Here is a 25,319-nt window from a genome sequence, read left to right as displayed (position 1 = left end):
CGCCCTTGGCCCTAGTCGCATCCACCGGCGCAGGCCCCTTCGTCTAGCGGTTAGGACGCGGCCCTTTCACGGCTGAAGCACGGGTTCGATTCCCGTAGGGGTCACCAACGGCGGAAATCAGCCGTTTTTCGACTTCCCCCCTGCACCTTTTGCCCCCGGCAACGCCACGATTTTGCCCCCGGTCATCCGATCGGCGGCCCCGCGCGCCACCATTAGGGCTCGCGCGCGCTTCGAATAGTGGCGCACCATCTCCGGCGACATGCCGAGGATTTCGCCGATCTCGCTGTCGTTCAAGCCGCACTCGACCAGGTAGCAGCACGCGTTTTTACGCAGGCCGTGGAACGTGAAGGTCGATCCCTCCGCGATCGTCTCGCGCGCGATCAGGTCGTCGAGCACCTCGCGAACGGCATCCTTCGCCATCAGCGCGCGAAGCCGCTCCTGGATCGCAGCCGTCGTCTTGAACGGCGCGCCGGTGCGCTCGTAGAGCAGCGTGACTGATCGGCGCGGCGGCTTCGCCAATTCCTCCAGCCAGAACGGATGCATGGGGACGGCGACATCCTTGGTGACGCCGCCCCGCCGCTTCTTGACCTGCGTGAATTCCATGATGCCGGCGGATATCCAGCCGTACTGCATCCGCACACAATCGCTGATGCGCTGCCCCGAGCAGAGCCCAGTGACGATCGCGAGGCGCGTCATGGGCGTCGCTTCCTCCATACACACGCGTAGGAGGTCCGCCGGCCATGGCTCATGCTCGCCGATCGCGAGGATCGGCACCTTGTCGGTCGGATTGTCGTCACGCAGCCCCAGCTTGATCGCGTGGCGCATGAGCGAACCGAAGACGCTGAGCCACACGTTCGCCTTGCCCGGCGTGTCCGCGAACTTGTCGCGCATCTTGAAAAGGCTGACCGGCCGAACACCGGCGACGCTGCGATGTCCATGCTCGTCATTGATCAGTTGAAGATAGCGGCCTTGGTCCTCACGCGTCTTGAGGCCCTTCGCCTTCCACTCCGCGCTGCCGCGATAATCTACGACCAGCCACGCCAGCGTTCCATGCTTGGGGCCGGCGCGGACGACATCGGGTGCTGATAGGCGAGCGTATTCCGCGGCGAAGTCGGGATCGTCCACGGCAGGCAACCTGACATAGACGTCTTTCTGCGCGATCTTCCGGCGGAAGTAGAGCTTGCCAGATCCCGCCGGCCGTTCGCTGACGTTCTTCAACGCAAGTCGTCCCATGAATCGTCCTCGTTGGCGGCAGCCTTGGCAGGCTGGGCTATCGAGAACTGCTTGGCAATCATCGCGTCGAGCTGGATGCGCGCCCAGAGAACGTTCGATCCTTCGCGAACGCCGCTTTCCGTGTAGCGGGTGAGGAAGGTCGTCTTCGAGATCCCCATATAGGCCGCGGCGATCTCGGCCGTCATTCGGGCAGGCCAGTCGGGCAACCGCTCGAGGTGCGCGAGGTTCACGCTGCCATCCTGGGCGATGACGCGTCGCGCTGGCGCCAAGTCGCCGCCCGCTCGGCGCAAACGTCGGTGATGATCCGCGCGTCGCCCGGATGCCCCTGCTGCCACCAGGCGACCGCCTCGTACAGATCCGCCAGCTCGGCCGCGTCGGCGTTGTCCGGGTTGCGATCGGCGACCGCGCGCTGCCGGCGCGCCGCTGTCGCCAGCTCGTCGCGCATCTCGAACCCGTGCGCGCCGAAATAGCCACGCTCGCCGAACGCCGGCAGCACTGGCGCCGCGGGATCGACGACCCAGCGCCACTGCGCCACGATCGCGAGCGCAAGTTCCAGCCGGGTGGCTGCATCCTCGGCGGTCACCTTGCCGGCGTTCACCAGCGCGGGATACCGGGCCTCGCGCTCGCGCAGCAGGTGCACGGTCGCGGCTGCGCAGTAATCGCGCAGGTGGTGGCAAGCGTGGCGCGGGATGCCGATCATGCCCCTTCCTCGACAGGATCGCGGGGGTTCTGCAAAATCAGTGGATGTTTTTGCCGGGCGAATATTCGTGGAAACTGCTCAGAAGCATAGTCGAATGCTGCGGTCGTTTCGGGCCAACCAAAGCCGCGGACGTAGAAACCCGAGTTGGACGCACTGCGTTTATCGGCTGAACGATCCCACCAGAAAAATGCATACCAAAATGAAAGGCCGCCACAGGTCCAAAAGACCTTGCCGTCGTAGATGTCGGTGCGTTCGCCGTTACGAAGGAGTCCGCCGTCTAGAAGCGGCATTGACCATGGAAAGTCGGGTATGTCGCGGCAGGCATCCCAAATGGTCTTTCCTTTAGGTGTATGCAGATAATGACCCATCGGATCAGCGCCGAAGAACAGGACGAGCTTTCCTTCAGATCGCCCACGATCAACAGCGGTCTGCAACTTGCTGACGGCCTCAGCCATTCGCCAAGCCCCCCATGGCGGTGTCGAACGACCACTTCACGCCGCCACCTGCGCTTCCTTTTCGATCGCGACGTTCGCCCGCGCGAGCGCCTCGGCCATGTCGGGGCAGACGCTGTTGCCGATCATCCGAATCGAGCTGCTGATCGACAGCGGCTTCCCGCTCGGCCCGATCGGATCGAGGATGTAGGCCGCCGGAAAGCCCTGCGCGTTCGCCAGTTCGCGGCGGGTGAGCATCCGCATCCCGATGTCGACGATAACGTAGGTCACCGCGTCTATCGTGACGGTGACGACGGCGAAGCGATCCTTAGTGGTGACCGTGCCGATCGGCGCGTCCAGCCCGTGGCCGCCATCCTCGTTGCTGTAGTATTTTACGAGAAACGCCGCGACTTGGACGGCTCGCTCCATCTGCTCGGGCGGCAGCGTGTCGGCAGCGATCATCGTCGTCTGCACTAGCCGCTGATGCGCACCGGCCGACGTGATCGTGGAGACGGGCTTAGCCATCGGGTGGCCGATCCGGCCCGTGTTCGCCTGCTCCATGTGGGCGCAGACCACCGCGTGGTGCTGGCCCCCGCTCGTGACGGTCTTCGCCGGGTGAAGTGGGTCGCCCTGCCCGCCATTCGTGTTCGACGTGTAGAAGTGCGAGAGGAACGCAGTCACAGCCGCATGGCGCGGCGCGCCGGCCATCACGGCGTCCAGTGGGACGGTCGCGGCCTTGCCGCGGCTGTTCTCGCTGAACTTCTCCAGATGCCCGACGACGATCCCGAGCGGTGTGGCACCGGCGGGGCGTGCGCTGTCGCCGTTCGCCGTCACGGTTGGCATGGGGTCACCGGCATCGCTGCCGATGGAGCCGGTGCGGAACTTGGTGACGTGCGGCGCCAGCGTCACGGTGGCGCGGGCTAGCTCACCGCCCTTCGCGGTGGTGACGGTGCGCAGCGGCTCGGCTGGGCTATGTGCCGTCACGCCATTCGACGTGTGCGTGATGGGCACGATTGCGGCGTCGACCTCGGCCAACTCGCCGCGGTTGGCGGCGGTGATCGTCGGGAATGGATCGGCCGGGTCGAGCGTCCGGCGCTCGCCATGATGCGTCAGCGGGACGATGAACGGCGACGCCGCATTGACGACGTAGCGCATGACGCCGTGCGCGATGCGGCGGTGCGTCGCTTCCTTCAGCGGGCGCTTGCGGTCAAAGATCGACGGACACGGGATCGACCAGTCGATGCACTCGGCCGCGGTGCGCCATGGCAGGCGCTTGCCCGCAAGCACCTCGTCCGAGCCCGGCTTGCCATGCGTCGGCTCGGGCCACACGATCGGCAAGCCATCGCGTCGTGCGATCAGGAACAGGCGCTTGCGGCTGGTGGGCGCACCATAGTCGCACGCGCGCAGCTCGCGCCACTGGACCTTGTAGCCCTGCCGCTTGAGCCCGCGAACCCAAAGGTCGAACTCCTCGCCCTTGCGTTCCGGGATCGGCTTGCCTTCGGCGTCTAGCGGCCCCCACTGGCGGAACTCCTCGACGTTCTCCAGCATGATGACGGCCGGTGCGCCCCGTCCGCCTGGCGTCGCCTTGCGCAGCCGCTCCGCCCAATGGACTACGACCCATGCGAGATCGCGGATGTTCTTCTCGCGTGGCTTGCCGCCCTTCGCCTTGCTGTGGTGCTTGCAGTCGGGCGAGAACCAGGCGAGCGCCACGGGCTGGCCGCCAGTCGCGTCCAGCGGATCGACCGCCATGATCGATTGGCAGAAGTGCCGCGTGTCCGGATGGTTGGCGACGTGCATCGCCACAGCCTCGGGATCGTGGTTGATTGCCACGTCGACCTTGCGGCCAAGCGCGCGCTCGATCCCGGTCGAGGCGCCGCCACCACCGGCGAAGTTGTCGATGATCAGGCCGCGCATCAGCGACGCCCTCCCAGATCCTCAAACCGCCACAGGAAAGCGCGCCGGGCGTCGTCCGGCGACCAGCAACGGAAGTTGACGAGGCGCGCGGAGGCGTCGTCTTCTGGCGACGTGTCCCAGCGATCCTCGTGATGCGGCATCATCACCGCCTGCTCGGCGTGCAGCATGACCAGATCGGCGCGCTTGATCTCGTCGGCGCCGGCATCGTCCAGCCCGAAGCGCTCGGCGATCGCCGCCTCGACGTTGCGTTCGATCGCCTTGTATTCGGGCAGCAGCGATTTCAGCGGACGCGTGACGTCACCGATGAAAGCCTCAGCCGCGTCATGCATGACCGCGGCGAGCCTGAACTCCGGCGCGACCAAGAAGCTGGTGTGCCAGCTATGCTCGGCGACCGAGTAGAACTGGCGGCATTGTCCGGCGAAGCGGCACGTCATGGAAAGCCCGTGGGCGATGTCCTCGATCGTGAACGCGCTGCCGTGCGGATCGAGCAGGTCGAAGTAGGCGCCGCTGCGCAGGAGGATCGTCGGCCCCTTAACCGTCTTGATGCGGGGATCGGACATCAGCCCTGTCCTCCCATCTTCGTGCTATCGGGTATGAACCCGCGGGCGATCAGTTCGTCGGGCACGTCGAAGAAGCCCTGCGCGCCCTTGAACGGGATCGGCTCGGCGAAGGCGCGAACATCGTCTAGGATCCAGCCGAAGCGGCCGGGCGCGAAGTTGCCAAGCATGCGCTCGATCTGGCTAATGTGCGAGAACGCCTCGGAGGGCTCGCAACGCACGAGACGAACGGTGCCGAGAATGGCGCCGAGCGGCGGTGTGGCGAGACGCGGATCGATCTGCCGGGCGAAGGCCTCGGCGTCGTCGCGTTCCTCGCGCGTCCAGCGCTTGGCGGCGTGGACGGCCATGCGGCCGGTGAATGGCGTGGACCAGTGACGTGTCTCGATCCGTTTGTGGCCGAGGATGACGGCGGAGGCCCATGGCTGCCAGAGGGAGATCGCGCGCATCAGCCCTGCCCTCCGATCGGCGCGGCGAGGAACGCGCGGATCTCGGATGCCGTGGCGTCCATCATGCAGCGCGCGAAGTGCAGCTGGCCGTTCTCGTCGGGCGGGAAGCAATCCGGCCCGTAGGTCTCGAGCATCAGGGCGCACATGGCGAGGCTATCGCGCGTGCCGTCCGGCTGGCTGTCCGAATCGGCCGCGCGCGCCGCGGCGATCTCGGTTTCCCGAGATGCAACGCGGCCGGTGAAAGCAAGCGCGTGACGCGCGTAGCGGCGGTAGGCCGCGCGGCCGACTTCGGCGTCGTGATCCTCATAGTTAGCCGCCACGCAGGTGTCGCTGTCGCAACAGTCGCCATCACCGTCATAGCCGCAAGGCTCGGCCCAGTTCAGGCCATCGGCCGCGGCCAGCTTGGCGGCGAGCTGATCGACGATCGCGCAGGTGCGATCAAGCGCTTCGAACGTGGTGGCCATCAGCCCTGCCCTCCCGTCTTCGTGCTATCGAGTGTGACCGATGCGGCCGTGGCACGTGCCGTCGTCTCGCGGACGATGCCGGCGATCCACTGCTGAGAGGCTTCGTGCAGCTCTTCCCATTCGCGGGCGCCGTAGATCCCGACGACGGGTGCGCTGTTGACGATGTCCTCGGCTTGGAGCGCGAACGTCTCCAGCGACATGCTGCGGATCTCGGCCGCGGTTGCGGTGTAGCTGTCGGCCATCAGAACGGCACCTCGTCATCCAGCGGGCCGAGCGCGGCTTTAGCGTGATCCACCCCCGCACGATCGACGAGCGCTTCGATACGCTCGATCATGTCGGCGCCGATCGGGCGCAGCTTCTCGACCAGCTGGATCGCGCGCTCGGCGAGCAGCATCTCGTTCGCGCCGCAGGTGCCCGTATGGCACGAGCAGAAGCACTGAAGCGGCTGGGCAGTCGGCGCACGGCGCCAAAGCCGGGTGAACTTGTCTGTGGTATAGGGCTGACGTTGGACGTGCAGCACGTAACCCTTAGACGTGAGCAGGCGCGCAAGGGCTTTGTTCGAGCCCTCCCAGCCAAGCGCGGCTTTCGCGTCGGCGGTGCTGAACGGTTCGGAGAGGCCTTCCATCAGAAACGCCCCGCGAAGTGCGCGATGGCCACCCCGATCGCGAGCCATAACAGAAGGCTGATGGCGGTCGCGTAGCAAATGCCCGTGAGCACCCGCGACGGGTCGGCCTGCGGCTCGACAATCGGGTACATGCCAAGATCGAGCGCCTCGGCGTCGCGCTCGCGCCAACGGGCGACCGTACCGCCAATCGAATGAGATGCGGGCGCCTGGTGCGCGAGCGTCGTGGACAGGCGGACGTGTGCGAAGGCGTCGGCTGGCGGCGCCTCATGGATGCGGTGGACATTTGCAGACTGCACGGCGGTTCTCCGCCACCGTCTTCGCGTCGTGACGGCCGCGACGGATCAGGTGGTGGCGAACGTGTGCGCTATACGCACAACAACGTCAATCCACAATCGTGCGCGATGTGCACATTGCTAGCTCTAGTGCCACTCTTGGTGCGCGCTAGGATAGCATCTCCTTGCGAGTGAGAACGCGATCAATTCTGAGGATCTGGTCCATGTCGATCCTGAAATCTCCGGCAGGTTCATACTGTCGAAGCTCGACGTAACGGGCCGTCCGGCGCACCATCTCCTTCACGAGGACTGCTCGCGCCGTTTCACCATCGTCCTCATCGGGATCTTCAGTGCGGAGATAAACGACCACGTTGTCGCCAATGGACAAGGGCATACCCGGCACCACGACAATCATCTCGCCATCGGGAAGCGCTGGGTGCATAGAAGATCCTTGAATGTGCAGCGCGTAGGCTTTCGACTGTCCGTTTAGGAGTACCGGGCGTTTGACGTACTCTAGCACCTCCGACTTGTTTAACGTCGTTTGCTCAAGCGCCTCACCATCTATCCGTGCTTCTGCTCCTAAAGCGGTACCATAAACCGGTAAGTTGCCCTGCGGCTTTTCATTAGAAGATCCCTCCATCGGGATGACAGACGCGTTTGATGTGGCCGATGGTGTGGAGGCGTCTGGCAGGGCGCCGACGCGAGCAAGTATTTCTTCTCGGCTCACCTTCAAGGCTTCCATAAAGCCTTCGACGTATTTGAGATCGAACGGAATGATCCCGGCGATAACGCGGTTAACGACAGAGCGGTCGCGTCGGATCGCCTCTCCGATCGTCACATCGCTTACCTTTAACTCGCGCTTTCGCGCTCGAAACCATTCGCTGTCCATGTGCCTATCGTGCACAAAGGTGCGCGGAATGTCGTGAGCGTATTCTGCACGAATGTGTCTTGACCTTTGTGCGTGTGGCGCACAGATAGCGGACATGATCACAGCTCTCGACACCTACATGAAGGAGCGCAACGTCGGCGATGCCGACATGGCTGCTCTAATTGCTCGCGACCGATCTGTCGTCAGTAAGATCCGCCGAGGATTGATGCGCCCCACGCTGGACGTCGCCGCACGCATCGAAACCGTGACGGACGGTGCTGTGCCCATGCAAGCCTGGGCCGCCCCCGTTGTTCCGCAGGCGACCGCATAGATGCGCGCCCTCCCCACCTTCCTCATCGTCGTCGCGATCGGCGCCGTGCTGGCGAGCACCGTCCAGGCGGCCAGCGTGCCGGCCTGGGCAGCCTTCATGCTCGGCCTCGCATACCTGCTGGTCGTCTCGCTCGTGATCAACACCATCGCTGGAGCGGCCCGATGAACGAAGCTCTTAGCCCTGCCCAGGATGCCGCCGTGCGCGCCATCGTCGCCGACATGCTCGCCCAGGTTCTGCATGGCGCTGGTGACCGCATAGCGGAAGCCATCAACGGTGCGATCGTGCTGCTGCCTGTCATCCATTTGGACGAGGTAACCCATGTTGCGGAGCGGCATCATGGCTGATCCGTGCGACTATCAGCGGAAAGTCGCTGCTCGGCAGGCCACGATGTTCGATAGTTTCGTCGGACCTGGGCTGCACACAACGCGCGCCGCGCTCGCCGCGGCCTCGTGTGTGCCGGCGTCGTCGCTTCGCGAATACGCTCTCGGCGCGACGATGCCGCTGCACGTCGTGCTCGCGATCGCGCCGCACCTGCCGGCCGCAGCGATTGACCTGCTGTTCGAGCCCGCCGGCAAGCGCCTCGCCGACCGCGAACGCTCTTCGACGAACTGGGACGAAGTGGCCGTCGAAACGGTCGGGCTGATCGCGGAGATCTGCGACGCGCGCGCTGACGGGGTGATCGATCACCGGGAAGACGCCAGCCTGCGCCGACGCTCCCGCCACCTTGCTTCGAAACTGACCGCACTGGGGGACGATGATGACGACCGTTAAGATGCACCTCCCGGCCGTGGTGCCGAACGAAGGCGCACGCCTCCTCGCGGCGTGGATGGTGGCGCAGCCTGTCGGCACCTATCGGCGCTTCGTCCAGCGTGTCGGCGGCGTGATCATGGCCGATCGCCTGATTGCGGGTGAGGTGCGGCCCGGTCTGGATCTGGCCTTCTCGATCTACGCGTTCACCTCGTCGGCGGTCATGATCGCGTCTTGGGGTCGCCCGGCGAAGGGCTGGTGGTTCGATATCGCGCCCGAGACGGGGAAGCTGGCTGCGTGAGCATCACCGGCCCCGTCACCACCCGGTCGGCGTCGGTGGATGCCGCTCGCGGCATCGTCGCATCGCCCGATCAGATCCTCGCTTGGCTCCAGGCCGCCGGCTATGGCGATCGGCTGATCTACGCGACGCGGACCTGCCTTCCGGCAGGATCGCCGGGGGCCGCGCAGGTCCGCAAGCTCTACACGCACGGCATGGTGCTGCCATCGCGCGCACGCCATCCCGCGCACCGCGACGAATGGGATTATTTCGTCCAGCGGACCAGCCGGCCGCTGGATCTGGTCTGCGAACCCCGTCCCGAGCGGCCGAAGCTCGCGCTGACGACCGCGGTGCTGGTCGATGACGAGGCGGCGATCGTCGACGCGCTGCTGCCCGTCATCAGCCGCTTCGCATCGCATGGCCGCCCCTGCCCGACCGACAAGCAGCTCGCCGACAAGGCGCGGCTGACGGAAGGCGCTGTCAAAGCCGGGTTGCAGGCGATGGCGGCGGCCAATTTGATCCGCGTGCAGGGATGCGCGGCGCCCACCTATCGTCGGATCATCATCCTCGCGAGCGGCGCGATCACGGGGATCGCCGCGTGAGCAAGCGCGAGCGTCAGCAGCGGGAGGCGCGGCTCGCGCAGCTCAACCGCCGGCAGACGCTCTCGGCTGCCGAGCAGGTCGAACACGACCGCCTATCCGCCTGGCGTGACGGGCTCTGGAAACGGCTTCCAGCGCGGATCGAGCGCCTGCGCGCCGATCTCGCCGACTGGGAAGGTTACGCCAACGAGATCGGGCTCGGCCCGTGCTGAACTTGGGAGGGACCGCATGACGAAGAAGAAGGCCGAGCCGGGCGAACCCGCGCGCTCGTTCGAGATCGACGCGCCGCTGTTGCGTGCCGCGTTGAAGGACGTGTCGGGCGTCGTCGAGGCGCGCAACACCATCCCGGTGCTGTCCAATGTCCTGCTGACGGTCACGCCGTCGTCGCTGACGCTGATCGCAACCGACCTGGAGATCTGGGGTGAGCGCCACGTCGGGCTGAGCGGTGACGCCGACGCTATGTCGCTGACCGTCGAGGCCGCCGTTCTCGCGCGCATTGCCGACAAGCTGCCGGCCGAAGCGAGCGTTCGGCTGGCCTATGCCGATGGCAAGCTGACCGTGTCGGCCGGCCGGTCGCGCTTTTCCCTTCCCACCCTGCCCGTCGACGATTTCCCGACCGTGCCGCGTAAGGATTGGGATGCGGAGTTCGAGATGCCGGCCATCATGTTGGCGGGCGCGCTGTCGACAGTCGGCTTTGCCCAGTCGACGGAGGAAACGCGGTATTATCTGCGCGGCGTCTTCGTGCATGCCCCCGAAAGCGGCGATCTGCGTTTCGCGGCGACCGATGGACACCGCCTGGCGCGCGGCGTCATGGCGTTGCCGAACGGCGCGCAGACACTTCCCGACGTCATCATCCCGACCAAGGTCGTAAAGGTGCTGAACACCCTTCTCGGCCGCTACGAGGGGACGATCGATGTGCGCGTGTCGGCCACGAGCATACGCGTCGAGATCGGCGAGACGGTCGTCCAGGCCAAGCTGATCGACGGCACCTATCCCGATTACACGCGCGTGGTGCCCTCGTCGCAGGCGTCGCTGCTCAAGGCGGATCGCGAGGCGCTGCTCGCCGCGATCGGGCGCGTCACGACCGTGTCGAGCGACAAGACGCGCGCGGTGAAGGTCGTGATCGATCGCGATGTGCTGACGATGTCGGTGACGAGCCCCGAAAACGGCACGGCGGTCGAGGAACTGCCTTGCGACTATGCGGGGCCGGCGCTGACGATCGGGTTCAATTCCCGTTTTCTGGCAGACGTGCTCGGCCACCTCACCGCGCAAGAGATCGAGGCGACGTTCACCGATGCTGCCGCGCCGACACTGTGGCGCGACCGCGAGGATGCCAGCGCGATCTTCGTCGTCATGCCGATGCGGGTCTGAGCAATGGCGCATTCGTCCCTCAACAAAATGGCCATGTTCGACTGGATCGAGCGCTGTCTCGATGCGGGCGAGCCGCTGCCCACCGATGCCGCGATCGTCGATCGCTTTGTGTTTCAATCGACCGAACAGGCCCGCACGCTGCTCGCCGATCTCGCCGACGCCGGGCGCATCACGATCAAGGGCTACGGCGACACGCGAACGATCAGTCTCGGCCGAAGCAAGCCGGGGGGAACGCCAGCGCTGCGCGTCACGCCCAGCGTCAAGCGCGCCGACCGTGATCTGGATGCCGGCGTTGCGAAGATCGCCAGCATTCTCGGCCGAGGCAAGTCGGTCCAGCCGCCTCGCGAACCTGCGCCGCCGGCACTGGCGCCAGCCAAGCCGGAAGTCGCGTCAACACCAACATCAACCGCGGCGCCAACGCCGCCTAGGGAGGAACCCGTGGGAACAACCAAGTCCATCACCTTCGTCGCAACCGGCCCGCTGGTCGACGAACTCAAACGACGCACGGCCGATGGCACGCCGAACAACCGGGTCGTGCTGGAGATGCTGGAAGAGCTGATGGCGTCGCGGCAGGCGCGAGCCGCGCCCCCTGCCATCCCGGCGGTCGCCGAGGACGCGCCGCGCGAGCCGACGATCGCCAGCGTCGTCGCGGATCTGTACACCGTTTTCGATGGGCTCGTGGCTCATGCAGGCAGGCCGGACCTTACGGCCGAGCTGGCGGCTGCCAACGAGCGTGCGGCGGTGGCCGAGGCTCGCGCCGTCGCGGCCGAGGACAAGCTCGCCCAGGCCAGAGCGCTGTTCGCGTGACCTGATCCAGCTTCGGGTGCGGCGATGACACGCCGTTCCGTACCTCGTCGGTGGGTCGAGGCCCGAGCATCCCATCACCATCTCAGTGCCGATTACCGCGTCCAGGGGAATCATCATCGTGTCCGCCAATCCACCGTCGCTGTCGCCCATCGGGCAGGCGGCGCTCGATTTCGCTCGCCGTGGCTGGCCGGTCTTCCCGTGCAACGAGAAGAACGGGCGCCCGCTCGTGGGCGGCGACAAGGATGCCGAGGGCAAGGCCATCCCGAACACGGGCGGCCTGCACAAGGCGACGTGCGACGAGCGCCAGATCGAGGCGTGGTGGCGCAAGTGGCCGCGGGCACAGATCGGACTCCACTCAGGTGACGGCGGCCTGCTGCACGTCGACTTCGATCCGCGTGTCGACGAGTTGGTCGATGCCGAAACCGGCGAAGTCACGCGGGATGTGTGGACCGTTGAGCGCCTGAAGGCCGCGCTCCTCGCTCAGATGGGTGTGGCGCTGCCCCCGACCCTAGTCTCGCTGACACCATCGGGCGGTGAGCATCACTGGTTTTTGATGCCGGCAGGCGAGCCGATCGGGAACAGCGGCGCGCTACCGCGCCACATCGATGTCCGCGGCCAGGGCGGCTACGTCATCACGCCCCCATCGGCCCGCCTCGGCGATCTCGACGATGGCGGTAAGAAGGGACCGGGTGCCTACACTTGGCTGCACGGCGACTGGACCGATCCTGCGGCCGTCCTGCCGGCACCGCCCGAATTGGTCGCGGTCCTGCGCGAGCGGAAGAGGCCGGCGCGGTCGCGCGACCTGTCCGTCGCCCGCTCGCCGGCCGCCCCGATGGCGCACGGTGACGCCGACGAGGCGCAGCGCCGCTACGCGCTGCGCGCGCTGGACGAGGAGCTGCTCGAACTGGAGCGGACCCCTGAGGGCGGCGGCCGTCACGGCCGAGGGCGGAACTACGGGATCTATCAGGCCGCCCTCAAGCTCGGCGGCTTTGTCCAGGCCGGGGCGCTGCGCGAGTCGGTGGTTCGCGCCGGGCTCGAGGCAGTCGTTCGCGCGATGCCGAACAACGCCGATTTGCCGGGGGCGCTGGCGGCGATCGAGAACGGGTTCGAGAACGCCAGTCCACGCGACCTTAGCGCCGTAGGCGTTCGAACCACGCGTGGGCGCGATAGCGGCCACTCTTTCCAGTCTCTTCCGGACGATCGTCCCTCGCCTCCTCCCGCAGCCTACGAGGCGCAAGCGGTCGACGTAGGCGACCCTCCCACGCGGCGCCGACCACTTGGCGACAGCCAAGTTCAGCGATCTTCCCACGATGGGAGGGTGGATGATATCGCCTCGCTGAAGGGGGACGAGCGCGCGCGGCTGAAGGGAATGGCCGCGGGCTGGCTAAGCCGTCGAATCCAACATGTCGAGCTTAGCAAAGACGGCATCACCCGCCTTGCCTTCGCGATCGGACAACGGATCTCTGCCGGGCTGGTCGAACAAGCCGCAGCGAAGGAAGCGCTCTGGAATGTTTATGAGGCAATTGCCGACGTTCAGCACGCCGACGTTGATCGCGCGATCGAAGACGGCGTTACGCGCGGTTTCGACGTGTCACAGATGCTGCTCACCCTGCGGTGCATCCAGTATCCTCTGACAGACTTCGGCATAGCTGAGTGTTTTCGCGATCGGTACGGCGACAACTATCGTTTCACGACCGCCAAGGGATGGGTCGGTTGGGATGATCGGCGCTGGAAGGTGCTCGACCAGGACGAAAAAACGCCGCCGGCCGAAGTGATCGCGGCCGTGTTCGATACCGTGCGTCGGTTCCAGGACCAGGCGCGCGCGATCGCCGATACCGGCATCAAGTTCGAGCTAATGAAGGATCAGAAAGAGCTTCAGCTCGAAAGCGACAATCCGCACGGGCTCGATCGCTGGATCCCGAAGGGTAAAGGCTTCGTCCGCCTGTCCGACATGGTCAAGGCGTTCGGCCGGGCGTCGGAGACTACCGGCAAACCGGCATCGGTGGCGACGCTTGCACGGCGATGGCTGACGGTGCCGATCGAGCAATTCGACACCGACCCGCTCGCGATCGGCGTGCTGAACGGCACGCTGCGCTTCGAGCGGATCATCGCGGCCGATGGCACCCGCACTTCCAAGGTCGAGCTGTCGGGGCATCGGCGCGCGGATTACAACACGAAGCTCGCGCCAATCGTCTACGATCCGACTGCCAAGGCGCCACTCTATGACGGCATGCTCGAATGGGCGCAGCCGGATGCCGGCATGCGCCGCTACCTGCACCAGGTGGGCGGCTATGGCGCGACTGGTCTGACCGTCGAGCACAAGCTCTGGTTCTGGTACGGTCGCGGGCGCAACGGCAAGTCGACGACAATCGACGCGTGGTGCCATGCGCTCGGCGACTATAGCGGCACGACGCTCATCGAGACCTTCCTCGACCAAGGCATCAAGAAACGCGGCGACCAAGCCTCACCGGACATGGCGCGCCTCGGCGGCATCCGCATGCTCCGCGCGTCGGAACCGGAACGCGGCGCCAAACTCAATTCGGCGCTGATCAAGTTCGTGACGGGTGGCGAGCCGGTTCCCACCCGCGCACTTCACCGCGGGTTCTTCGATCTGACGCCGCAGTTCAAGCTGATCATCGGCGGCAACAGTAAGCCCGAGATCCCGGATACCGACGAAGGCATCTGGAGCCGCATGAAGCTCGTGTCGTGGTTGAAGAACATCGACCTCGAATTCAACCCGGATGGCAGCCCGAAGAAAGACCCGGACCTGCTGAACAAGATCAAGGCTCAGGAAACGGCCGGCGTGTTCAACCGGTTGGTGGAAGGGCTGCTCGACTATCTCGCCAACGGCCTGGTCGAACCCGCTGCGGTGACGGCGGACACGCAAGCATACCGGGACGCCAGCGATCCGCTGGCCCGCTTCCTGCGCCTCTGCACCGTGACCGAGGAGGACAGCAGCGTCCAGTCCTCCAAGCTCTACGAGGTGTTCGTCGCCTGGTGCGCGGCGGTTGGCGAGCGTGAATGGAAGCAGAAGGGCTTCTCCAACGCGATGATGGAGAAGGGCTACACCAAGCACAAGGCGAGCGGGATGTACTGGCTCAAGCTCCGCTTGGTGAAGGCTGTCAGCGACTTTGTCGATCACGAGGGCAAGCCGCTCGATCTCGGCGCCGCCGACGACGACGACGATGCGCCGGGCACCGGACCGCCGCCCTCACCCTACGGCGACCCGGATGACGACATTCCGATGTGACCCTCCCGATGTGGGAGGATGGTGGGAGCATCTAGGGAGGGAGAAAGCGCGCTCTTGCGCGGCTTTGGGAGGGTTGGGAGGTTCGCCTGCGTATTCTGTACATCACAGGCATGCGCGCATGCACGACGACAATTCACGGTAAACTTCCCTACCCTCCCAATCCTCCCATAGAATTTGATAGAAACCCTTTATTAGAAGGACTTAGGCTGTGAGTGACGTGGGAGGATCGGCTGCTATTGCGGGAGGATCGCGGGAGGGTTGCGGCTTCCTGACGTTCGCCGACATCGAGGATCGTCTTGTCGAGGCGTTGCTGACGTGCTGGCGCTATCCAGATCGGGAACGCGGATGGCAGACGCTGCGCTCGGCATGGCCGGAGATCAGCCGCGACGTGTGGGCTGGCGACTATGACGCGCGTGGTGGTGACGGCACCAGCGCCGACGTGGCGCTGCGGGCAGCGGCGCAGACGCGTGCGGATATCGCCGCGATGGATGAAGCATTCGGTTGGCTCGATGCCGTTGCGCCTGCCGAGCGGAAGCTCGTGGGGCTTGCCATCCGCGAGCTGGCGCGCGGCAAGCGCGAGGTGTCATGGAACCGGCTGCTCGCGCCGATGGGGCTTCGCCGCGGCTCTGACGGGCTGCGGATGCGCTACGGACGGGCGCTTAACTCAATATGCATTGCGGTGAATGGCGGAAATCCTAGTCGGAACGTGTCAACCCGATGAATATGCACGCCCGCAAATTTTACCTGTTCGCCTATGAGACCAAATGAGCCTATTTATCGACACGCTGGGTTGGGCCTTCGGGTGCGGCTCTTCATCCCAACCGATGGAGGCTGCCATGTAACTGAACCAGCACCTCCCCTGAACCTTTCGATGGGCGCTGCGGCTTCGGCCTCGGCGCCCATCGGCGTTGTGGGGTCAGGCGTCGACGCATGCACCCCCACCCCTCACGGGTCCCTTCGGGGGCCGGCCGGGCATTGCGGTGTGGCGTGGCGCAGCATTTCAGTGTTCAGGGGCATTTCGCCTTTATGAACTTGGTGAACTGAACAGGTTCACCGGCATGAACGGGGTGGTTCGATGGCGCTGATGACCAAGGGCGACTTCGCCCGGCATCGCGGCGTCGGCAAATCGGCGGTCTCGAACTGGGCCAAGAAAGGCCTGTTGGTGATGGGCGAGTGCCCGACCAGCGGCGCCATCATGGTCGATGTCGAGCGCACCCAAGCCCGGATCAATTCTCGCGTCGATCCGATGCGCGGCAGGCCGACTGGTGGCCTGCCGCTGACCGCGCCGAGCCCGGCGCCGGTAGAGGAAGGGGGTGATCAGCGTATCTCGGGCAGGAGCGTCGCTCATGTCCGCGCCGACCTGGCGGAAGAGCAGTTGGTCAGCGTCCGACTGAAGAATGCGCGCGAGGCGAAGGAGCTGGCCGCAAAGGTCGAGCTAGATCGCCGAGCGGCCGAGATGGGGCGCGTCGCTCGCGAGCGGATGCTTGCGATGTGGCGTGCCGTCTCGGAGCGCCTCGCGGCCGAACGCGACGTGCGCACTATCATGGCGATCGGCGTCGGCGAGATCGACCGCGTGTTCGCGCAGCTCGCCGACGACGTCGACGCCGGCCGCCTCGTCCAGGACGAGGCGAGCGACGAAGAGGCGGCAATCGAGCACGAAGTGGAAGCGCAACTGGCGGAGGCATGACGGTGTTCGATTACGCGCGCTTCGGCAGTACCGCTGGCGATGCGCTTCGTGCGAATGCGCGTTCCTTGGATCGGTCGATGGCGTCGGGCCTGCGCCCTCCCCGCCGGATGAAGGTCTCCGAATGGGCGGCGACCGAGCGGCGCTTTGCCGATGATGACCCGATACCCGGCCCCTGGCGCCATGAGACGGCGCCGGAGCTGGTCGAGATAATGGATTCCCTCTCGCCGGAAGATCCCTGCGAAGAGGCGAGCATCATCAAATGCGCGCAGTCGGGCGGCTCGGCCTCGGCAGAAAACTGGATCGGGTTCATCTCCGATCTGGCGCCGGGTCCGATGCTGTTCGTTCAGGGCACGCTGACCGCCGCGCTCGCATGGGCGGCCGAAAAGTTCTGGCCGATGGTCGAGGCCACGCCGAAGCTCAATCCCGCGCGCGGCGGGACGATCCGGGCGCAGGGCACACCCGATGGCGACGGATCGACCAAGGGCAAGATCAGGTTCTCGCGCTCGAACGGCTTCGTGCTGCTCGCTGGAGCGACGTCAGCCGCTTCGCTGCGCCAGCGCACCGTGCGCTATGCGGTCGAGGACGATCTTGATCAGTATCCTGACGACGTCGAGGGTCAGGGATCGCCCGAGACGATGGTCGACCAGCGCCTCAAGGTCTGGAAGCGGCAGGGCCTCTCGAAGCGGCTGAAGATCAGCACGCCGCTGATCAAGGGCACGAGCAAGATCGGCCGGGCCTATGCCGGCTCCGATCGTCGTCGCTACCACCTGAAATGCCCGGAATGCGGTAGCCGGTTCGTGCCGGAGTGGAGCGACGTCAAATGGCCTGACGGACAACCGGAGCAGGCCCATCTGATCCCGCCCTGCTGCGGCTTCGACCATATCGAGCATTGGCAGAAAGCGACGATGAAGCTGCCCGATGGGTGGCTTTCCGACGAAATCGACGGCGTGAAGCTGGCGCGGGTCATGTCGGAAGACGAATTCCTGGCTGCCCGTGGGCGGATGCCGGCCAGTGTGAAGCGCGGCTTCCACCTGACCGGCATCATCTCTTCGTTTCAGACCTGGGCGGACATGGCGGTCGGCTTCATCGCGGCGCAGGGTGACCTGAGCAAGCTGAAGACCTGGACCAACCTCGTCCATGGGTTTGAGTTCGAGCTGAAGGGCGGCACGCCGGATTACGAGAAGCTGCGCGAGTTGCGCGAGCAAGGCTGGGGTCCGCGTCAATCGGCGCAGATGCCCATCGGCCCGGTCGTCACCACCATGGGCGTCGACGTCCAGGGTGACGGCCTATACCTCGAAAGGGTTGGCTGGGCCGAGAATGCGGAGAGCTGGGTGCTCGATGCGCGGTTCCTACCGGGTGCGACCGACGTGCGCGGTCAAGGTGCCTGGGCCGATCTGGAGGCCTATGCGCGCCGGAAGACGCGCTTCCCTGGTGGCCGCGAGTTCGGCATCGATCAGATCTGCGTGGACGCCGGCTACAACACGGAAGCGGCGGAGGCTTTCTGCCGAGCCCATCCGAACCGCCTGGCGGTGTTCGGACGCGCGGGCTGGACGCTCCCGATCCTCGGGCGCGGCGAGAACCTGCGCTACGAGCAGCAGGGTCGAAAAGCCGGGCAGGCGTCCAAGCGCGCCGAGGACAAGGCCTACATCGTGGGCACGTTCGGCGTGAAGCTCGCATGGTACGGCTTTCTCCGCGAAACGATCGCGGCGGCAGCGGTCGAGCGCGAAGGCGCGCCGATGTCGGCGCGGGGGCGCGCACACTTCAACGTCGATCTGCCGGATGATTATTTCGAGCAGATCACGGCCGAGACGATCGTAACCGAGACGGTTCAAAACCAGCCGCGACGGGTTTGGAAGCCCCTCGCCGGCCGCCCGAACCACTGGCTCGATTGCCGGGTCTACAACACCGCAGCAGCGGAAAAGCTGATGCTCGACACACTCACCGTGGCCGACTGGGTGGCGTTGCGCGCCGAGCGCTATGCTCCCAGCGACGACGCGCAGGGCGATTTGCTCGTCATGCCCATCATCGCCCGCGCCGCACCCGCCGAGGTTGCACCCGTCGCGCCAGCGCACCCCGCGCCGGCCGCCTACATCGAACATGCAGAGGAATGGATCTGATGCCAGCGCCCGATTACGCTCCCGAGATCGCCGCGCTTCGCGCCGGCCTCGCCAGCGGCGAAGCGCGCGTGGAATCCGACGGTGACCTCGTGATCTACCGCTCGGTTGGCGACATCATGAAGGGCATCGCCTATTTCGAGCGGCTTGCCGCATCGACCACCGCGCGCGGGCCGGCCTGCGGCACGACGTACGCCGCGTTCTACAACGACTGACATGGGCCTCGGCGACATCATCGACGGCGCCATTGCGCCATTCGCGCCCGCGCTCGCTGCGCGCCGGATGTCCGCGCGCATCGGGCTGAACCTCGCGCGCAACTATGATGCGGCGGAGCGTGGCCGTCGCACGCAAGGCTGGAAGCGGCCGGCCACCTCGGCTGACGCCGAGAATGCCCGCGCCATCGCCATGCTGCGCAACTCGGGCAACGATCTGGTGCGCAACAACAAATACGCCGCAGCCGGCGTGCGCCAGATCGTGACGAACATGATCGGCGACGGCATCTCGCCCCAATTCGACCACGACGACAAGAGTGTCGCGCGCAAGGCGCAGGCCGCCTGGGATGGTTGGGCCGAAGGCAAGGTCGACGGCAAGGGCGACTTCTACGAGCATCAGAAGCTGACGGCTCGCGGGATGGTGACGGGTGGCGAGACCCTCACGCGCTGGTCGCCCGACAGCACGGGACCGGATGGGCGGATCGTCGGGCTGGAAGGCGACTTCCTCGACGCATCGCGCCTGCTCGATCTGCCAGGCGGTGGCCGGATCGTTCAGGGTGTGGAATACGACGCCTTCGGCGACGTCACCAGCTACTGGCTGTTCGATCGGCACCCCGGCGATGTGGGGCTGACCGGCAACCACGTATCTGCCGCTGTGTCGGCGATCGACATCGATCATGTGTTCGAACGTCTGCGGTTCGGCCAATCGCGCGGCGTTTCGTGGCTGTCTTCGGTCGCCATGACGCTCCGCGACATCGGGGACATCGAGGACGCGGTGCGCATGCAGCAAAAGGTACAGGCGTGCTTGGGGCTGATCATCACGCCCGGCGAGGGCAACACCGCCTCGCCTCTGTCACAGGCGCGCGATCCCGGCGATGCGCGCCGCCCGCCTACCGAGGCCCTGAGCCCCGGCATGGTGTTTCGCGCGCAGCCCGGCGAGACGGTGACGTCGCTCAATCCGACGCAGTCGGGCGGCGCCGTCGAGTTCATCCGCCAGCAGCTCGCGGCGGTGTCGGCGAACATGGCGCCCTATCATCTGATGACAGGCGACGTCAGCCAGGCGAACTATTCCAGCCTGCGGGCAGCAATGCTCGGCCACTGGTCATTGCTCGACGACTGGCAGCAGCACGTGATGATCCCGCATCATACGATGCCGGCGGTCAAGCGGCGGATGCGGCGCCTCGCTATCGAGACCGGCGACAAGCGCTTCCTGGATCTGCGGATCGGCTACGCCCTTCCCGTTCGCCGTTTCGTCGATCCAATCAAGGATCTCATGGGCGAGCTGATCGAGATCCGCTCCGGCCTGAAGACGCTGGCACGCAGCCTTGCCGAGCGGGGCATCAACGCTGAAGCGCATCTCGCGAAGATCGCCGAGATGAACAAGCAGATCGATGCCCTGGGGCTGGCGCTCGACAGCGATCCGCGCCGCCTGACCGATGCCGGCGTCCTGCAACTCGCCGCTGGCTACATCGCACCGAAAACGGAAGCCGCCGCGGCGGCCTGACTGGAGACCATCATGGACGACAAGAAGACCGCGCCGGCACCGAAGCCGGCAGCGCCGGACAAGCGCGCGCCGCTCCGATCGGCACCTGACGGGCGTCGCGACATGGCACCCCGCGTGCCACTGACCCGTGAACCGCCGACCGCCATCGATCATCAGCGTGGTGCACCGCCGCCCAAGATGGGCAGCCGCTCCGCCACCTTCAGCGGCAGCTCGTACAACGCCGACGCGCATACCGTGGAAGCGGTGTTTTCGTCCGGTGCGGGCGTCCAGCGCTACTTCGGCATCGAGATGCTCGCCATCTCGCCCGAAGCCATCAACCTCGACCGTGTCGGCGCGAACCTCTGCCCCTTCCTGAACGCTCACAACCAGTTTGACATCAAGGCCGTTCTCGGACGCGTCATCGCCGCCAGCATCGAAGGCGGTCAGCTGGTCGGCACTGTGCAGTTCAATGAGACGGAAGCCGGCGTGGAAGCCGAGGGCATGGTCCAGCGCGGCGAGCTGACGGGCATCTCTATCGGCTACACGGTCGACATCTGGCAGCTGACCGAGATGACCGATGCGGTCGACACCTGGACCGCCCAGCGCTGGGAGCTGCTGGAGGTCAGCCTCGTACCTGTTCCCGCCGATTCGAACGCCGGGGTTCGATCGCATCAAGGGACCATTCCCGGAACTGCCGCCTCCACCGGCTCCAACGAAAAGGACGAAGATATGAACCGGAACCTTCCGGGCGGCGGTGTCGCCCATCCGAACGCCAATCGCGGCGCCGCACCGGCGGCCGAACCTGTCGCGACCCCGACGCCGGCCGCCGAGGCCGTGCGGGCTGCCGAACCGGCGCCCATCTCCCACGTGCTGGCCGTCACGCGCTTTGGTGCGGTCGATGCGGTGGACTTCATGGACAGTGCGCGGAGCTTGGGCGTCGACGCTCGCGGTCGCGAGCTGGTCGACCAAAATTCGCGCGGCGAGATCGGCACCGAAGCGGCGCGCGCGGCGCTCCTGCAAGCCGGCGCCGAGGCCCAGCGGACGCGCAGCACGGCCGGCCCCTCGCCGTCCGGTATCGTCGTTTCGGAAGCCAACGCGGAGGCGTCCCGGGCCGCCATCGCAGGCGCGATCGTCGCCCGCACGCTCGGCACCAAGCCCGACGATGCCTCGCGCGAATGGATGGGCTACCGCCTGCTCGAACTGGCCGCCCAGCGCGCCGGCCTCTCGCCGCGCGAGCGTGACGCCAGCGTGATCCTCCGCGCGGCGAACACCAGCTCGGATTTCCCGATGCTGCTGGAGGCCGCTGCGAACAAGGTGTTGCTCGCCCGCTACGGCCAGGCCCTCCTCACCTACACCGCCATCGCCGCGCGGCGCGATCTGCGCGACTTCAAGCCGACCAAGCTGCTGCGCATCGGCGATTTCCCGACCCTGATGCCGTACCAGGAAGACGGCGAGATCAAGGCCGGCACGATCAACGAGGGCCGCGAGCAGGTGATGCTCGGCTCGTATGGCCGCATCCTGCGGCTGTCGCGGCAGGCGATCGTGAACGACGATCTGAACGCGTTCGATGACGTGTTCGGCTCGATCGGCCGCGTGGTCGCCCGGTTCGAGAACACCACTTTCTACAACATGAAGAACCAGAACAACGGGAACGGGCCGAAGCTGTCGGACGGCAAGCCGCTGTTCGATCCCGCGCACGGCAACCTCGCCGCGGCCGGTGCCGATCCTTCGATCGAGACGCTCGGGGCGGGCCGTGCGGCCATCCGCAAGCAGAAGGACCTCGACGGCAATCCGCTCAACCTGCCTCCCAAGTCGATGCTGGTCGGCCCGGACGTCGAGACCAAGGCCGAGCAGCTGATCGCGCCGCTTCAGGCGCAGCAGTCGGGCTTCGTCAACCCGTTCTCCGGCAAGCTGGACATCATCCCGGAGGCCACGCTCGCGGGCAACGCCTGGGAGATGTATACCAGCCCGGAAGATCTGCCCGTTTTCGTCTATGGTTATCTCAGCGACGCCCCCGGCCCCCGCGTGCTGTTCGACGAGACCTTCCAGTACGACGGCATGGCCTGGCGGGTGACCGAAGACTTCTACTGCGGCGCGATCGACTATCGCGGCTCCTACCGCAACCCCGGCTCCTGAGCCTCTCGCCCGGTCGTCACTGACCGGGCGGCTTCCCCCACCCCTTACGGCCCGCCTCGCGGGCTGGGAGAACGTCCATGAAGAACTTCGTTAAGGAGGGCCGCGCCCTCGACTTCGTCGCGCCTGCCGGCGGCGTCCTCAGCGGCATCGCGCTGCTGATCGGCGGTATCCTCGTCGTGCCCGCCACCTCGGCGCTGGAGGGGCAGAGCTATTCGGGCTGGATCGTCGGCGTCTACACGTTGCCCTGCGCGCCCGGTACCGCATGGAACACCTGCGACACGCTCTACTGGGACACGGCGAATGCCCGCGTGACCACCGTCGCTGTCGGCAACACCAAGATCGGCATGGCTGCCGAGCCGAAGGCGGCCGGCGACACCGCGGGCAACGTCAAACTGCTGCCGCAGGTCTGATCGTCATGGGCTTTCCCGACCTGCGCGCGCGGCTGATCGACACCACGTTCGTGCGGTTCGGGGAACCTGCCACCTGGAACGGGATCGCCGCTCCGGTGACGATCCGTTTCGGAACGGCGGGCGAAGACCAGAAGTTCTCCGATTCGAGCTTCATCTCCCAGGCGACTACGATCCGCGTCCGGGCCAGCGAAGTCTCCGCCCCGGCCGAGGGTGACGAGGTGATCGTGCAGTCCGGCCCGAATGCCGGCACCTACCGCGTGATCGGCGAGCCGACGCTCGACACAAAGCGCGTCTGGCCTTGCGACGTGAAGAAGATCGCCTGATGCGCATCACGGCCGTTCTCGACGGCCTCGATGTCGTTCTGAAAGCCGCCGAGGGCGAGATCGCCAGCGTCGTAACCGATGCGATGCGCGAGGGTGCAGCCGGCCTGAAGGACGAGCTTCGGGAGCAGGTGCGTGGGGCGGGCCTCGGCAGCCGCCTGGCGACGACATGGCAGGGTATTGCCTACCCGGAGACGGGTGAGAGCATCGAACCGGCGGGCTATGTTTATTCGCGGGCGCCGACGATCATCTCGGCTTATGCCGAAGGCGCGCAGATCGTGCCGATCAATGGCCACCGGTTCATCGCCATCCCGACCAAGAACGTGCCGCGCGCAAGCGGCCGTCGCATGCCTCGCATGACCGTGTTCGAGGTCGAGACCGCCTTCAATCAGGACCTGATCCTTCGCCCCGGTCGGCGTGGATCGCTGCTCGGGTTCGTCGACGCGGTGCGTGCCAAAAGCGTGAGGCGTCCCGGTGTGCGCAATGCCACCAAAGGCCGCTTGGCGCAGGGCCGCAAACGCGAACTGATCCTGATGTTCGTGTTCGTGAAAGCGGTGCGCGTCGCCAAGGTGCTCGACGTCGAGGGCGCCGCTAACCGCTGGGCCACTTCGATCGCCGCATCGATCACCGATCAACTGGGATAACCGATCCATGTCGAAGCGCCGTGACGTGATCCTGGCGCTGAAGGCCCTTGTGGCTGTCGCGCTCCCGGACGCCAAGGTGCGCGGCTTCGACGTCGACAGTGCGCGCCCTGCATCCATTCCCGCCGGTGGCGTCGTCATCGGCCACCCTGGCGCTGCTGGCGATCCGCAGATCGACCTGTCGCCTGCATGCTACACCTATAACCATCCGATCACGCTGGAGATCTCGCCGTCGGTGGACGCGGACCAGGCTGCCGCGCTGGACGTGATGCTCGGCGATCTCGGTCGCGCGATCGTCGCCGACCGGACGCTCGGCGGCCTCTGCATCTGGCTGGAGGCGCAGGCCCCGGACGAGGATGACACGCCCTCGGGCGAAGGCTCCCAGCGCTGGGCGACGTTCGACATCGTCGCCTCCTACTCGACAACCGATCCGCTGAACTGACGTCACCCCGCTACAATGGAGAACAGCATGCCACGTCCCTTGGGCATCAATGCCGTCCTGGCCGCTGCGGTCGAGGCGGCCTACGGCATCACGCCCGCCGTCAACTTCTTCAAGCTGCCGCTTGTCAGCCACGGCCTCGGCGAAGAGCAGCCACTGATCGAAGACGATCAGCTCGGCTTCGGACGCGAAGGCCTCGATCCGACCTATGACGTCATCACGAACGATGGCGATGTCGTCGTGCCGGTCGATACGCGCGCAATCGGGTTCTGGCTGCGGCAGACCTTCGGGCCTCCGGTCACCTCCGCCGGCGCCGGCGCGCAGGCCGGCAAGTTCGTCCACGTCTTCTCGTCCGGCGCATCGTCGATCCCGTCGACCTCGATCGAGATCGGCAACCCGGAAATGCCGATCTACAGCATGCACTACGGTGCAGCCGTCAACACGATGAAGATCGCGATGGCGCGCAGCGGCATGCTGAACGCTACCCTGTCGCTGATCGCGCAGGGCGAGATGGACCCTGCCGTCGCGACGGCGGCTGGCATCCTTCAGGTGCTTCGCGGCCCGCGCTTCGCGCAGGCCACCGGCTCGATCACCGTCGATGGCGCGGTCATCGCGGAGATCCTCACGGCCGCGATCTCGTACTCGAACATGCTCGAAAAGCTGGAGGTGATCCGCTCCGATGGTCGGATCTCCGGCGTCGATCCCGGCAAGGCGATGTCCAGCGGCACGCTCGACACGCGTTTCGCGACGCAGACCCTGCTGAACAAGGCGCGGGGCAAGACGCCGGTCGCACTGAACTTCGGTTGGGCGACACCGGACGGCTTCAGCCTGAACTTCAACCTGCCCCGCGTCTTCCTGCCGAAACCGAAGCGGCCGATCACCGGCCCGAAGGGCATCCAGGCACAGTTCAACTGGCAGGCGTCCGGCGCGGCCGGCGCGCAGCTCACCGCCACCCTCGTCACCGACGTCGCCAGCTACGCCTGAA

Annotated in this window: 33 protein-coding genes and 1 tRNA gene; 22 read left to right on the top strand and 12 right to left on the bottom strand. The window is 66.1% G+C overall.

The annotated features are described in order from the left end of the window. Positions 1–32: 32 nt before the first annotated feature. A tRNA-Glu gene (locus L8H00_RS01515) sits at positions 33–107 on the top strand. A 10-nt stretch (positions 108–117) separates the two neighbouring features. On the opposite strand, the gene L8H00_RS01510 is transcribed toward L8H00_RS01515, so the two are convergent. From L8H00_RS01510 to L8H00_RS01455, 12 genes are all read right to left on the bottom strand, one after another. After that, a complete protein-coding gene (locus L8H00_RS01510; protein ID WP_242095453.1) occupies positions 118–1,218 on the bottom strand; it encodes a tyrosine-type recombinase/integrase in 1,101 nt (366 codons plus the stop codon). Then, positions 1,215–1,463, bottom strand: a complete 249-nt coding sequence (locus L8H00_RS01505) for a hypothetical protein (protein ID WP_242095452.1) — start codon at positions 1,461–1,463, stop codon at positions 1,215–1,217. Before L8H00_RS01505 ends, L8H00_RS01510 begins: the two co-directional genes overlap by 4 nt. Then, positions 1,460–1,933, bottom strand: a complete 474-nt coding sequence (locus L8H00_RS01500; RefSeq protein ID WP_242095451.1) for a hypothetical protein — start codon at positions 1,931–1,933, stop codon at positions 1,460–1,462. The genes L8H00_RS01505 and L8H00_RS01500 overlap by 4 nt, the downstream gene beginning before the upstream one ends. Next, positions 1,930–2,388, bottom strand: coding sequence for a hypothetical protein (locus L8H00_RS01495; RefSeq protein ID WP_242095450.1), 459 nt, complete (start codon positions 2,386–2,388; stop codon positions 1,930–1,932). Before L8H00_RS01495 ends, L8H00_RS01500 begins: the two co-directional genes overlap by 4 nt. A gap of 36 nt (positions 2,389–2,424) precedes the next feature. After that, positions 2,425–4,278 (bottom strand): DNA cytosine methyltransferase, encoded by a 1,854-nt coding sequence (locus tag L8H00_RS01490; RefSeq protein ID WP_242095449.1) that lies wholly within the window; start codon positions 4,276–4,278, stop codon positions 2,425–2,427. Further along, the gene (locus L8H00_RS01485) at positions 4,278–4,838 is read right to left on the bottom strand and encodes a hypothetical protein (protein ID WP_242095448.1); all 561 of its coding nucleotides are present in this window, start codon (positions 4,836–4,838) and stop codon (positions 4,278–4,280) included. Before L8H00_RS01485 ends, L8H00_RS01490 begins: the two co-directional genes overlap by 1 nt. Next, on the bottom strand, positions 4,838–5,281 hold the full coding sequence (locus L8H00_RS01480) for an ASCH domain-containing protein (protein WP_242095447.1): 444 nt from the start codon (positions 5,279–5,281) through the stop codon (positions 4,838–4,840). The genes L8H00_RS01485 and L8H00_RS01480 overlap by 1 nt, the downstream gene beginning before the upstream one ends. Continuing rightward, entirely contained in the window at positions 5,281–5,745 is a 465-nt protein-coding gene (locus tag L8H00_RS01475; RefSeq protein ID WP_242095446.1) for a hypothetical protein, read from the bottom strand. The genes L8H00_RS01480 and L8H00_RS01475 overlap by 1 nt, the downstream gene beginning before the upstream one ends. After that, positions 5,745–5,987, bottom strand: a complete 243-nt coding sequence (locus tag L8H00_RS01470) for a hypothetical protein (protein ID WP_242095445.1) — start codon at positions 5,985–5,987, stop codon at positions 5,745–5,747. The genes L8H00_RS01475 and L8H00_RS01470 overlap by 1 nt, the downstream gene beginning before the upstream one ends. Further along, the gene (locus L8H00_RS01465) at positions 5,987–6,370 is read right to left on the bottom strand and encodes a hypothetical protein (protein ID WP_242095444.1); all 384 of its coding nucleotides are present in this window, start codon (positions 6,368–6,370) and stop codon (positions 5,987–5,989) included. The genes L8H00_RS01470 and L8H00_RS01465 overlap by 1 nt, the downstream gene beginning before the upstream one ends. Further along, on the bottom strand, positions 6,370–6,666 hold the full coding sequence (locus tag L8H00_RS01460; RefSeq protein ID WP_242095443.1) for a hypothetical protein: 297 nt from the start codon (positions 6,664–6,666) through the stop codon (positions 6,370–6,372). Before L8H00_RS01460 ends, L8H00_RS01465 begins: the two co-directional genes overlap by 1 nt. Before the next feature lie 145 nt (positions 6,667–6,811). Next, positions 6,812–7,531, bottom strand: coding sequence for a S24 family peptidase (locus L8H00_RS01455; RefSeq protein WP_242095442.1), 720 nt, complete (start codon positions 7,529–7,531; stop codon positions 6,812–6,814). 94 nt (positions 7,532–7,625) lie between these two features. On the opposite strand from L8H00_RS01455, the gene L8H00_RS01450 reads away from it, so the two are divergent. The 21 genes from L8H00_RS01450 (at position 7,626) to L8H00_RS01350 (ending at position 25,318) form a co-directional block, all read left to right on the top strand. After that, positions 7,626–7,841: a hypothetical protein gene (locus L8H00_RS01450; RefSeq protein ID WP_242095441.1), complete on the top strand. Its 216-nt coding sequence runs from the start codon at positions 7,626–7,628 to the stop codon at positions 7,839–7,841. Beyond that, on the top strand, positions 7,842–8,006 hold the full coding sequence (locus tag L8H00_RS01445) for a hypothetical protein (protein WP_242095440.1): 165 nt from the start codon (positions 7,842–7,844) through the stop codon (positions 8,004–8,006). Then, positions 8,003–8,185 carry a hypothetical protein gene (locus L8H00_RS01440; RefSeq protein WP_242095439.1) on the top strand — a complete coding sequence of 61 codons (183 nt, stop codon included), beginning with the start codon at positions 8,003–8,005 and terminating at the stop codon, positions 8,183–8,185. Before L8H00_RS01445 ends, L8H00_RS01440 begins: the two co-directional genes overlap by 4 nt. Next, entirely contained in the window at positions 8,178–8,612 is a 435-nt protein-coding gene (locus L8H00_RS01435; protein ID WP_242095438.1) for a hypothetical protein, read from the top strand. The genes L8H00_RS01440 and L8H00_RS01435 overlap by 8 nt, the downstream gene beginning before the upstream one ends. Position 8,613: 1 nt before the next feature. After that, the gene (locus L8H00_RS01430) at positions 8,614–8,889 is read left to right on the top strand and encodes a hypothetical protein (RefSeq protein ID WP_242095437.1); all 276 of its coding nucleotides are present in this window, start codon (positions 8,614–8,616) and stop codon (positions 8,887–8,889) included. Further along, complete coding sequence (locus L8H00_RS01425; RefSeq protein ID WP_242095436.1) at positions 8,886–9,467, top strand: hypothetical protein; 582 nt, start codon at positions 8,886–8,888, stop codon at positions 9,465–9,467. Before L8H00_RS01430 ends, L8H00_RS01425 begins: the two co-directional genes overlap by 4 nt. Then, positions 9,464–9,676: a hypothetical protein gene (locus L8H00_RS01420; RefSeq protein WP_242095435.1), complete on the top strand. Its 213-nt coding sequence runs from the start codon at positions 9,464–9,466 to the stop codon at positions 9,674–9,676. The genes L8H00_RS01425 and L8H00_RS01420 overlap by 4 nt, the downstream gene beginning before the upstream one ends. A gap of 16 nt (positions 9,677–9,692) precedes the next feature. Then, positions 9,693–10,835, top strand: a complete 1,143-nt coding sequence (gene dnaN / locus L8H00_RS01415) for a DNA polymerase III subunit beta (RefSeq protein WP_242095434.1) — start codon at positions 9,693–9,695, stop codon at positions 10,833–10,835. Between the two features lie 33 nt (positions 10,836–10,868). Continuing rightward, positions 10,869–11,642, top strand: a complete 774-nt coding sequence (locus tag L8H00_RS01410) for a hypothetical protein (protein WP_242095433.1) — start codon at positions 10,869–10,871, stop codon at positions 11,640–11,642. Between the two features lie 118 nt (positions 11,643–11,760). Next, positions 11,761–14,892 carry a phage/plasmid primase, P4 family gene (locus tag L8H00_RS01405; RefSeq protein WP_242095432.1) on the top strand — a complete coding sequence of 1,044 codons (3,132 nt, stop codon included), beginning with the start codon at positions 11,761–11,763 and terminating at the stop codon, positions 14,890–14,892. Positions 14,893–15,100: 208 nt separating this feature from the next. Beyond that, positions 15,101–15,613: a hypothetical protein gene (locus L8H00_RS01400; RefSeq protein ID WP_242095431.1), complete on the top strand. Its 513-nt coding sequence runs from the start codon at positions 15,101–15,103 to the stop codon at positions 15,611–15,613. Between the two features lie 354 nt (positions 15,614–15,967). Next, a complete protein-coding gene (locus tag L8H00_RS01395) occupies positions 15,968–16,579 on the top strand; it encodes a hypothetical protein (RefSeq protein WP_242095430.1) in 612 nt (203 codons plus the stop codon). Beyond that, the gene (locus L8H00_RS01390; RefSeq protein ID WP_242095429.1) at positions 16,576–18,696 is read left to right on the top strand and encodes a terminase gpA endonuclease subunit; all 2,121 of its coding nucleotides are present in this window, start codon (positions 16,576–16,578) and stop codon (positions 18,694–18,696) included. Before L8H00_RS01395 ends, L8H00_RS01390 begins: the two co-directional genes overlap by 4 nt. Continuing rightward, entirely contained in the window at positions 18,696–18,908 is a 213-nt protein-coding gene (locus L8H00_RS01385) for a hypothetical protein (RefSeq protein ID WP_242095428.1), read from the top strand. Before L8H00_RS01390 ends, L8H00_RS01385 begins: the two co-directional genes overlap by 1 nt. Position 18,909: 1 nt before the next feature. Further along, positions 18,910–20,409, top strand: a complete 1,500-nt coding sequence (locus L8H00_RS01380; protein ID WP_242095427.1) for a phage portal protein — start codon at positions 18,910–18,912, stop codon at positions 20,407–20,409. A gap of 12 nt (positions 20,410–20,421) precedes the next feature. Further along, on the top strand, positions 20,422–22,524 hold the full coding sequence (locus L8H00_RS01375; protein ID WP_242095426.1) for a prohead protease/major capsid protein fusion protein: 2,103 nt from the start codon (positions 20,422–20,424) through the stop codon (positions 22,522–22,524). Positions 22,525–22,601: 77 nt separating this feature from the next. Beyond that, positions 22,602–22,934, top strand: coding sequence for a DUF2190 family protein (locus L8H00_RS01370; protein ID WP_242095425.1), 333 nt, complete (start codon positions 22,602–22,604; stop codon positions 22,932–22,934). 5 nt (positions 22,935–22,939) lie between these two features. Continuing rightward, the gene (locus L8H00_RS01365) at positions 22,940–23,257 is read left to right on the top strand and encodes a hypothetical protein (protein ID WP_242095424.1); all 318 of its coding nucleotides are present in this window, start codon (positions 22,940–22,942) and stop codon (positions 23,255–23,257) included. Then, the gene (locus tag L8H00_RS01360; protein ID WP_242095423.1) at positions 23,257–23,898 is read left to right on the top strand and encodes a DUF6441 family protein; all 642 of its coding nucleotides are present in this window, start codon (positions 23,257–23,259) and stop codon (positions 23,896–23,898) included. The genes L8H00_RS01365 and L8H00_RS01360 overlap by 1 nt, the downstream gene beginning before the upstream one ends. 25 nt (positions 23,899–23,923) lie before the next feature. Beyond that, positions 23,924–24,337 (top strand): hypothetical protein, encoded by a 414-nt coding sequence (locus tag L8H00_RS01355; RefSeq protein WP_242095422.1) that lies wholly within the window; start codon positions 23,924–23,926, stop codon positions 24,335–24,337. Between the two features lie 27 nt (positions 24,338–24,364). Further along, a complete protein-coding gene (locus L8H00_RS01350) occupies positions 24,365–25,318 on the top strand; it encodes a phage tail tube protein (protein WP_242095421.1) in 954 nt (317 codons plus the stop codon). The last annotated feature ends 1 nt before the right edge of the window (position 25,319 follow it).

Source organism: Sphingomonas sp. CROZ-RG-20F-R02-07, assembly GCF_022662335.1.
Lineage (GTDB): Bacteria > Pseudomonadota > Alphaproteobacteria > Sphingomonadales > Sphingomonadaceae > Sphingomonas.
This window is presented reverse-complemented; position numbering and strand designations above follow the sequence as displayed.

Bases quoted from the DNA above. Each gene is read 5' to 3' on its own strand.
- L8H00_RS01500 (WP_242095451.1), bottom strand. From the start codon at position 1,933: ATGATCGGCATCCCGCGCCACGCTTGCCACCACCTGCGCGATTACTGC.
- L8H00_RS01495 (WP_242095450.1), bottom strand. From the start codon at position 2,388: ATGGCTGAGGCCGTCAGCAAGTTGCAGACCGCTGTTGATCGTGGGCGA.
- L8H00_RS01490 (WP_242095449.1), bottom strand. From the start codon at position 4,278: ATGCGCGGCCTGATCATCGACAACTTCGCCGGTGGTGGCGGCGCCTCG.
- L8H00_RS01485 (WP_242095448.1), bottom strand. From the start codon at position 4,838: ATGTCCGATCCCCGCATCAAGACGGTTAAGGGGCCGACGATCCTCCTG.
- L8H00_RS01480 (WP_242095447.1), bottom strand. From the start codon at position 5,281: ATGCGCGCGATCTCCCTCTGGCAGCCATGGGCCTCCGCCGTCATCCTC.
- L8H00_RS01475 (WP_242095446.1), bottom strand. From the start codon at position 5,745: ATGGCCACCACGTTCGAAGCGCTTGATCGCACCTGCGCGATCGTCGAT.
- L8H00_RS01470 (WP_242095445.1), bottom strand. From the start codon at position 5,987: ATGGCCGACAGCTACACCGCAACCGCGGCCGAGATCCGCAGCATGTCG.
- L8H00_RS01465 (WP_242095444.1), bottom strand. From the start codon at position 6,370: ATGGAAGGCCTCTCCGAACCGTTCAGCACCGCCGACGCGAAAGCCGCG.
- L8H00_RS01455 (WP_242095442.1), bottom strand. From the start codon at position 7,531: ATGGACAGCGAATGGTTTCGAGCGCGAAAGCGCGAGTTAAAGGTAAGC.
- L8H00_RS01450 (WP_242095441.1), top strand. From the start codon at position 7,626: ATGATCACAGCTCTCGACACCTACATGAAGGAGCGCAACGTCGGCGAT.
- L8H00_RS01445 (WP_242095440.1), top strand. From the start codon at position 7,842: ATGCGCGCCCTCCCCACCTTCCTCATCGTCGTCGCGATCGGCGCCGTG.
- L8H00_RS01440 (WP_242095439.1), top strand. From the start codon at position 8,003: ATGAACGAAGCTCTTAGCCCTGCCCAGGATGCCGCCGTGCGCGCCATC.
- L8H00_RS01435 (WP_242095438.1), top strand. From the start codon at position 8,178: ATGGCTGATCCGTGCGACTATCAGCGGAAAGTCGCTGCTCGGCAGGCC.
- L8H00_RS01430 (WP_242095437.1), top strand. From the start codon at position 8,614: ATGCACCTCCCGGCCGTGGTGCCGAACGAAGGCGCACGCCTCCTCGCG.
- dnaN (WP_242095434.1), top strand. From the start codon at position 9,693: ATGACGAAGAAGAAGGCCGAGCCGGGCGAACCCGCGCGCTCGTTCGAG.
- L8H00_RS01410 (WP_242095433.1), top strand. From the start codon at position 10,869: ATGTTCGACTGGATCGAGCGCTGTCTCGATGCGGGCGAGCCGCTGCCC.
- L8H00_RS01395 (WP_242095430.1), top strand. From the start codon at position 15,968: ATGGCGCTGATGACCAAGGGCGACTTCGCCCGGCATCGCGGCGTCGGC.
- L8H00_RS01390 (WP_242095429.1), top strand. From the start codon at position 16,576: ATGACGGTGTTCGATTACGCGCGCTTCGGCAGTACCGCTGGCGATGCG.
- L8H00_RS01385 (WP_242095428.1), top strand. From the start codon at position 18,696: ATGCCAGCGCCCGATTACGCTCCCGAGATCGCCGCGCTTCGCGCCGGC.
- L8H00_RS01380 (WP_242095427.1), top strand. From the start codon at position 18,910: ATGGGCCTCGGCGACATCATCGACGGCGCCATTGCGCCATTCGCGCCC.
- L8H00_RS01375 (WP_242095426.1), top strand. From the start codon at position 20,422: ATGGACGACAAGAAGACCGCGCCGGCACCGAAGCCGGCAGCGCCGGAC.
- L8H00_RS01370 (WP_242095425.1), top strand. From the start codon at position 22,602: ATGAAGAACTTCGTTAAGGAGGGCCGCGCCCTCGACTTCGTCGCGCCT.
- L8H00_RS01365 (WP_242095424.1), top strand. From the start codon at position 22,940: ATGGGCTTTCCCGACCTGCGCGCGCGGCTGATCGACACCACGTTCGTG.
- L8H00_RS01360 (WP_242095423.1), top strand. From the start codon at position 23,257: ATGCGCATCACGGCCGTTCTCGACGGCCTCGATGTCGTTCTGAAAGCC.
- L8H00_RS01350 (WP_242095421.1), top strand. From the start codon at position 24,365: ATGCCACGTCCCTTGGGCATCAATGCCGTCCTGGCCGCTGCGGTCGAG.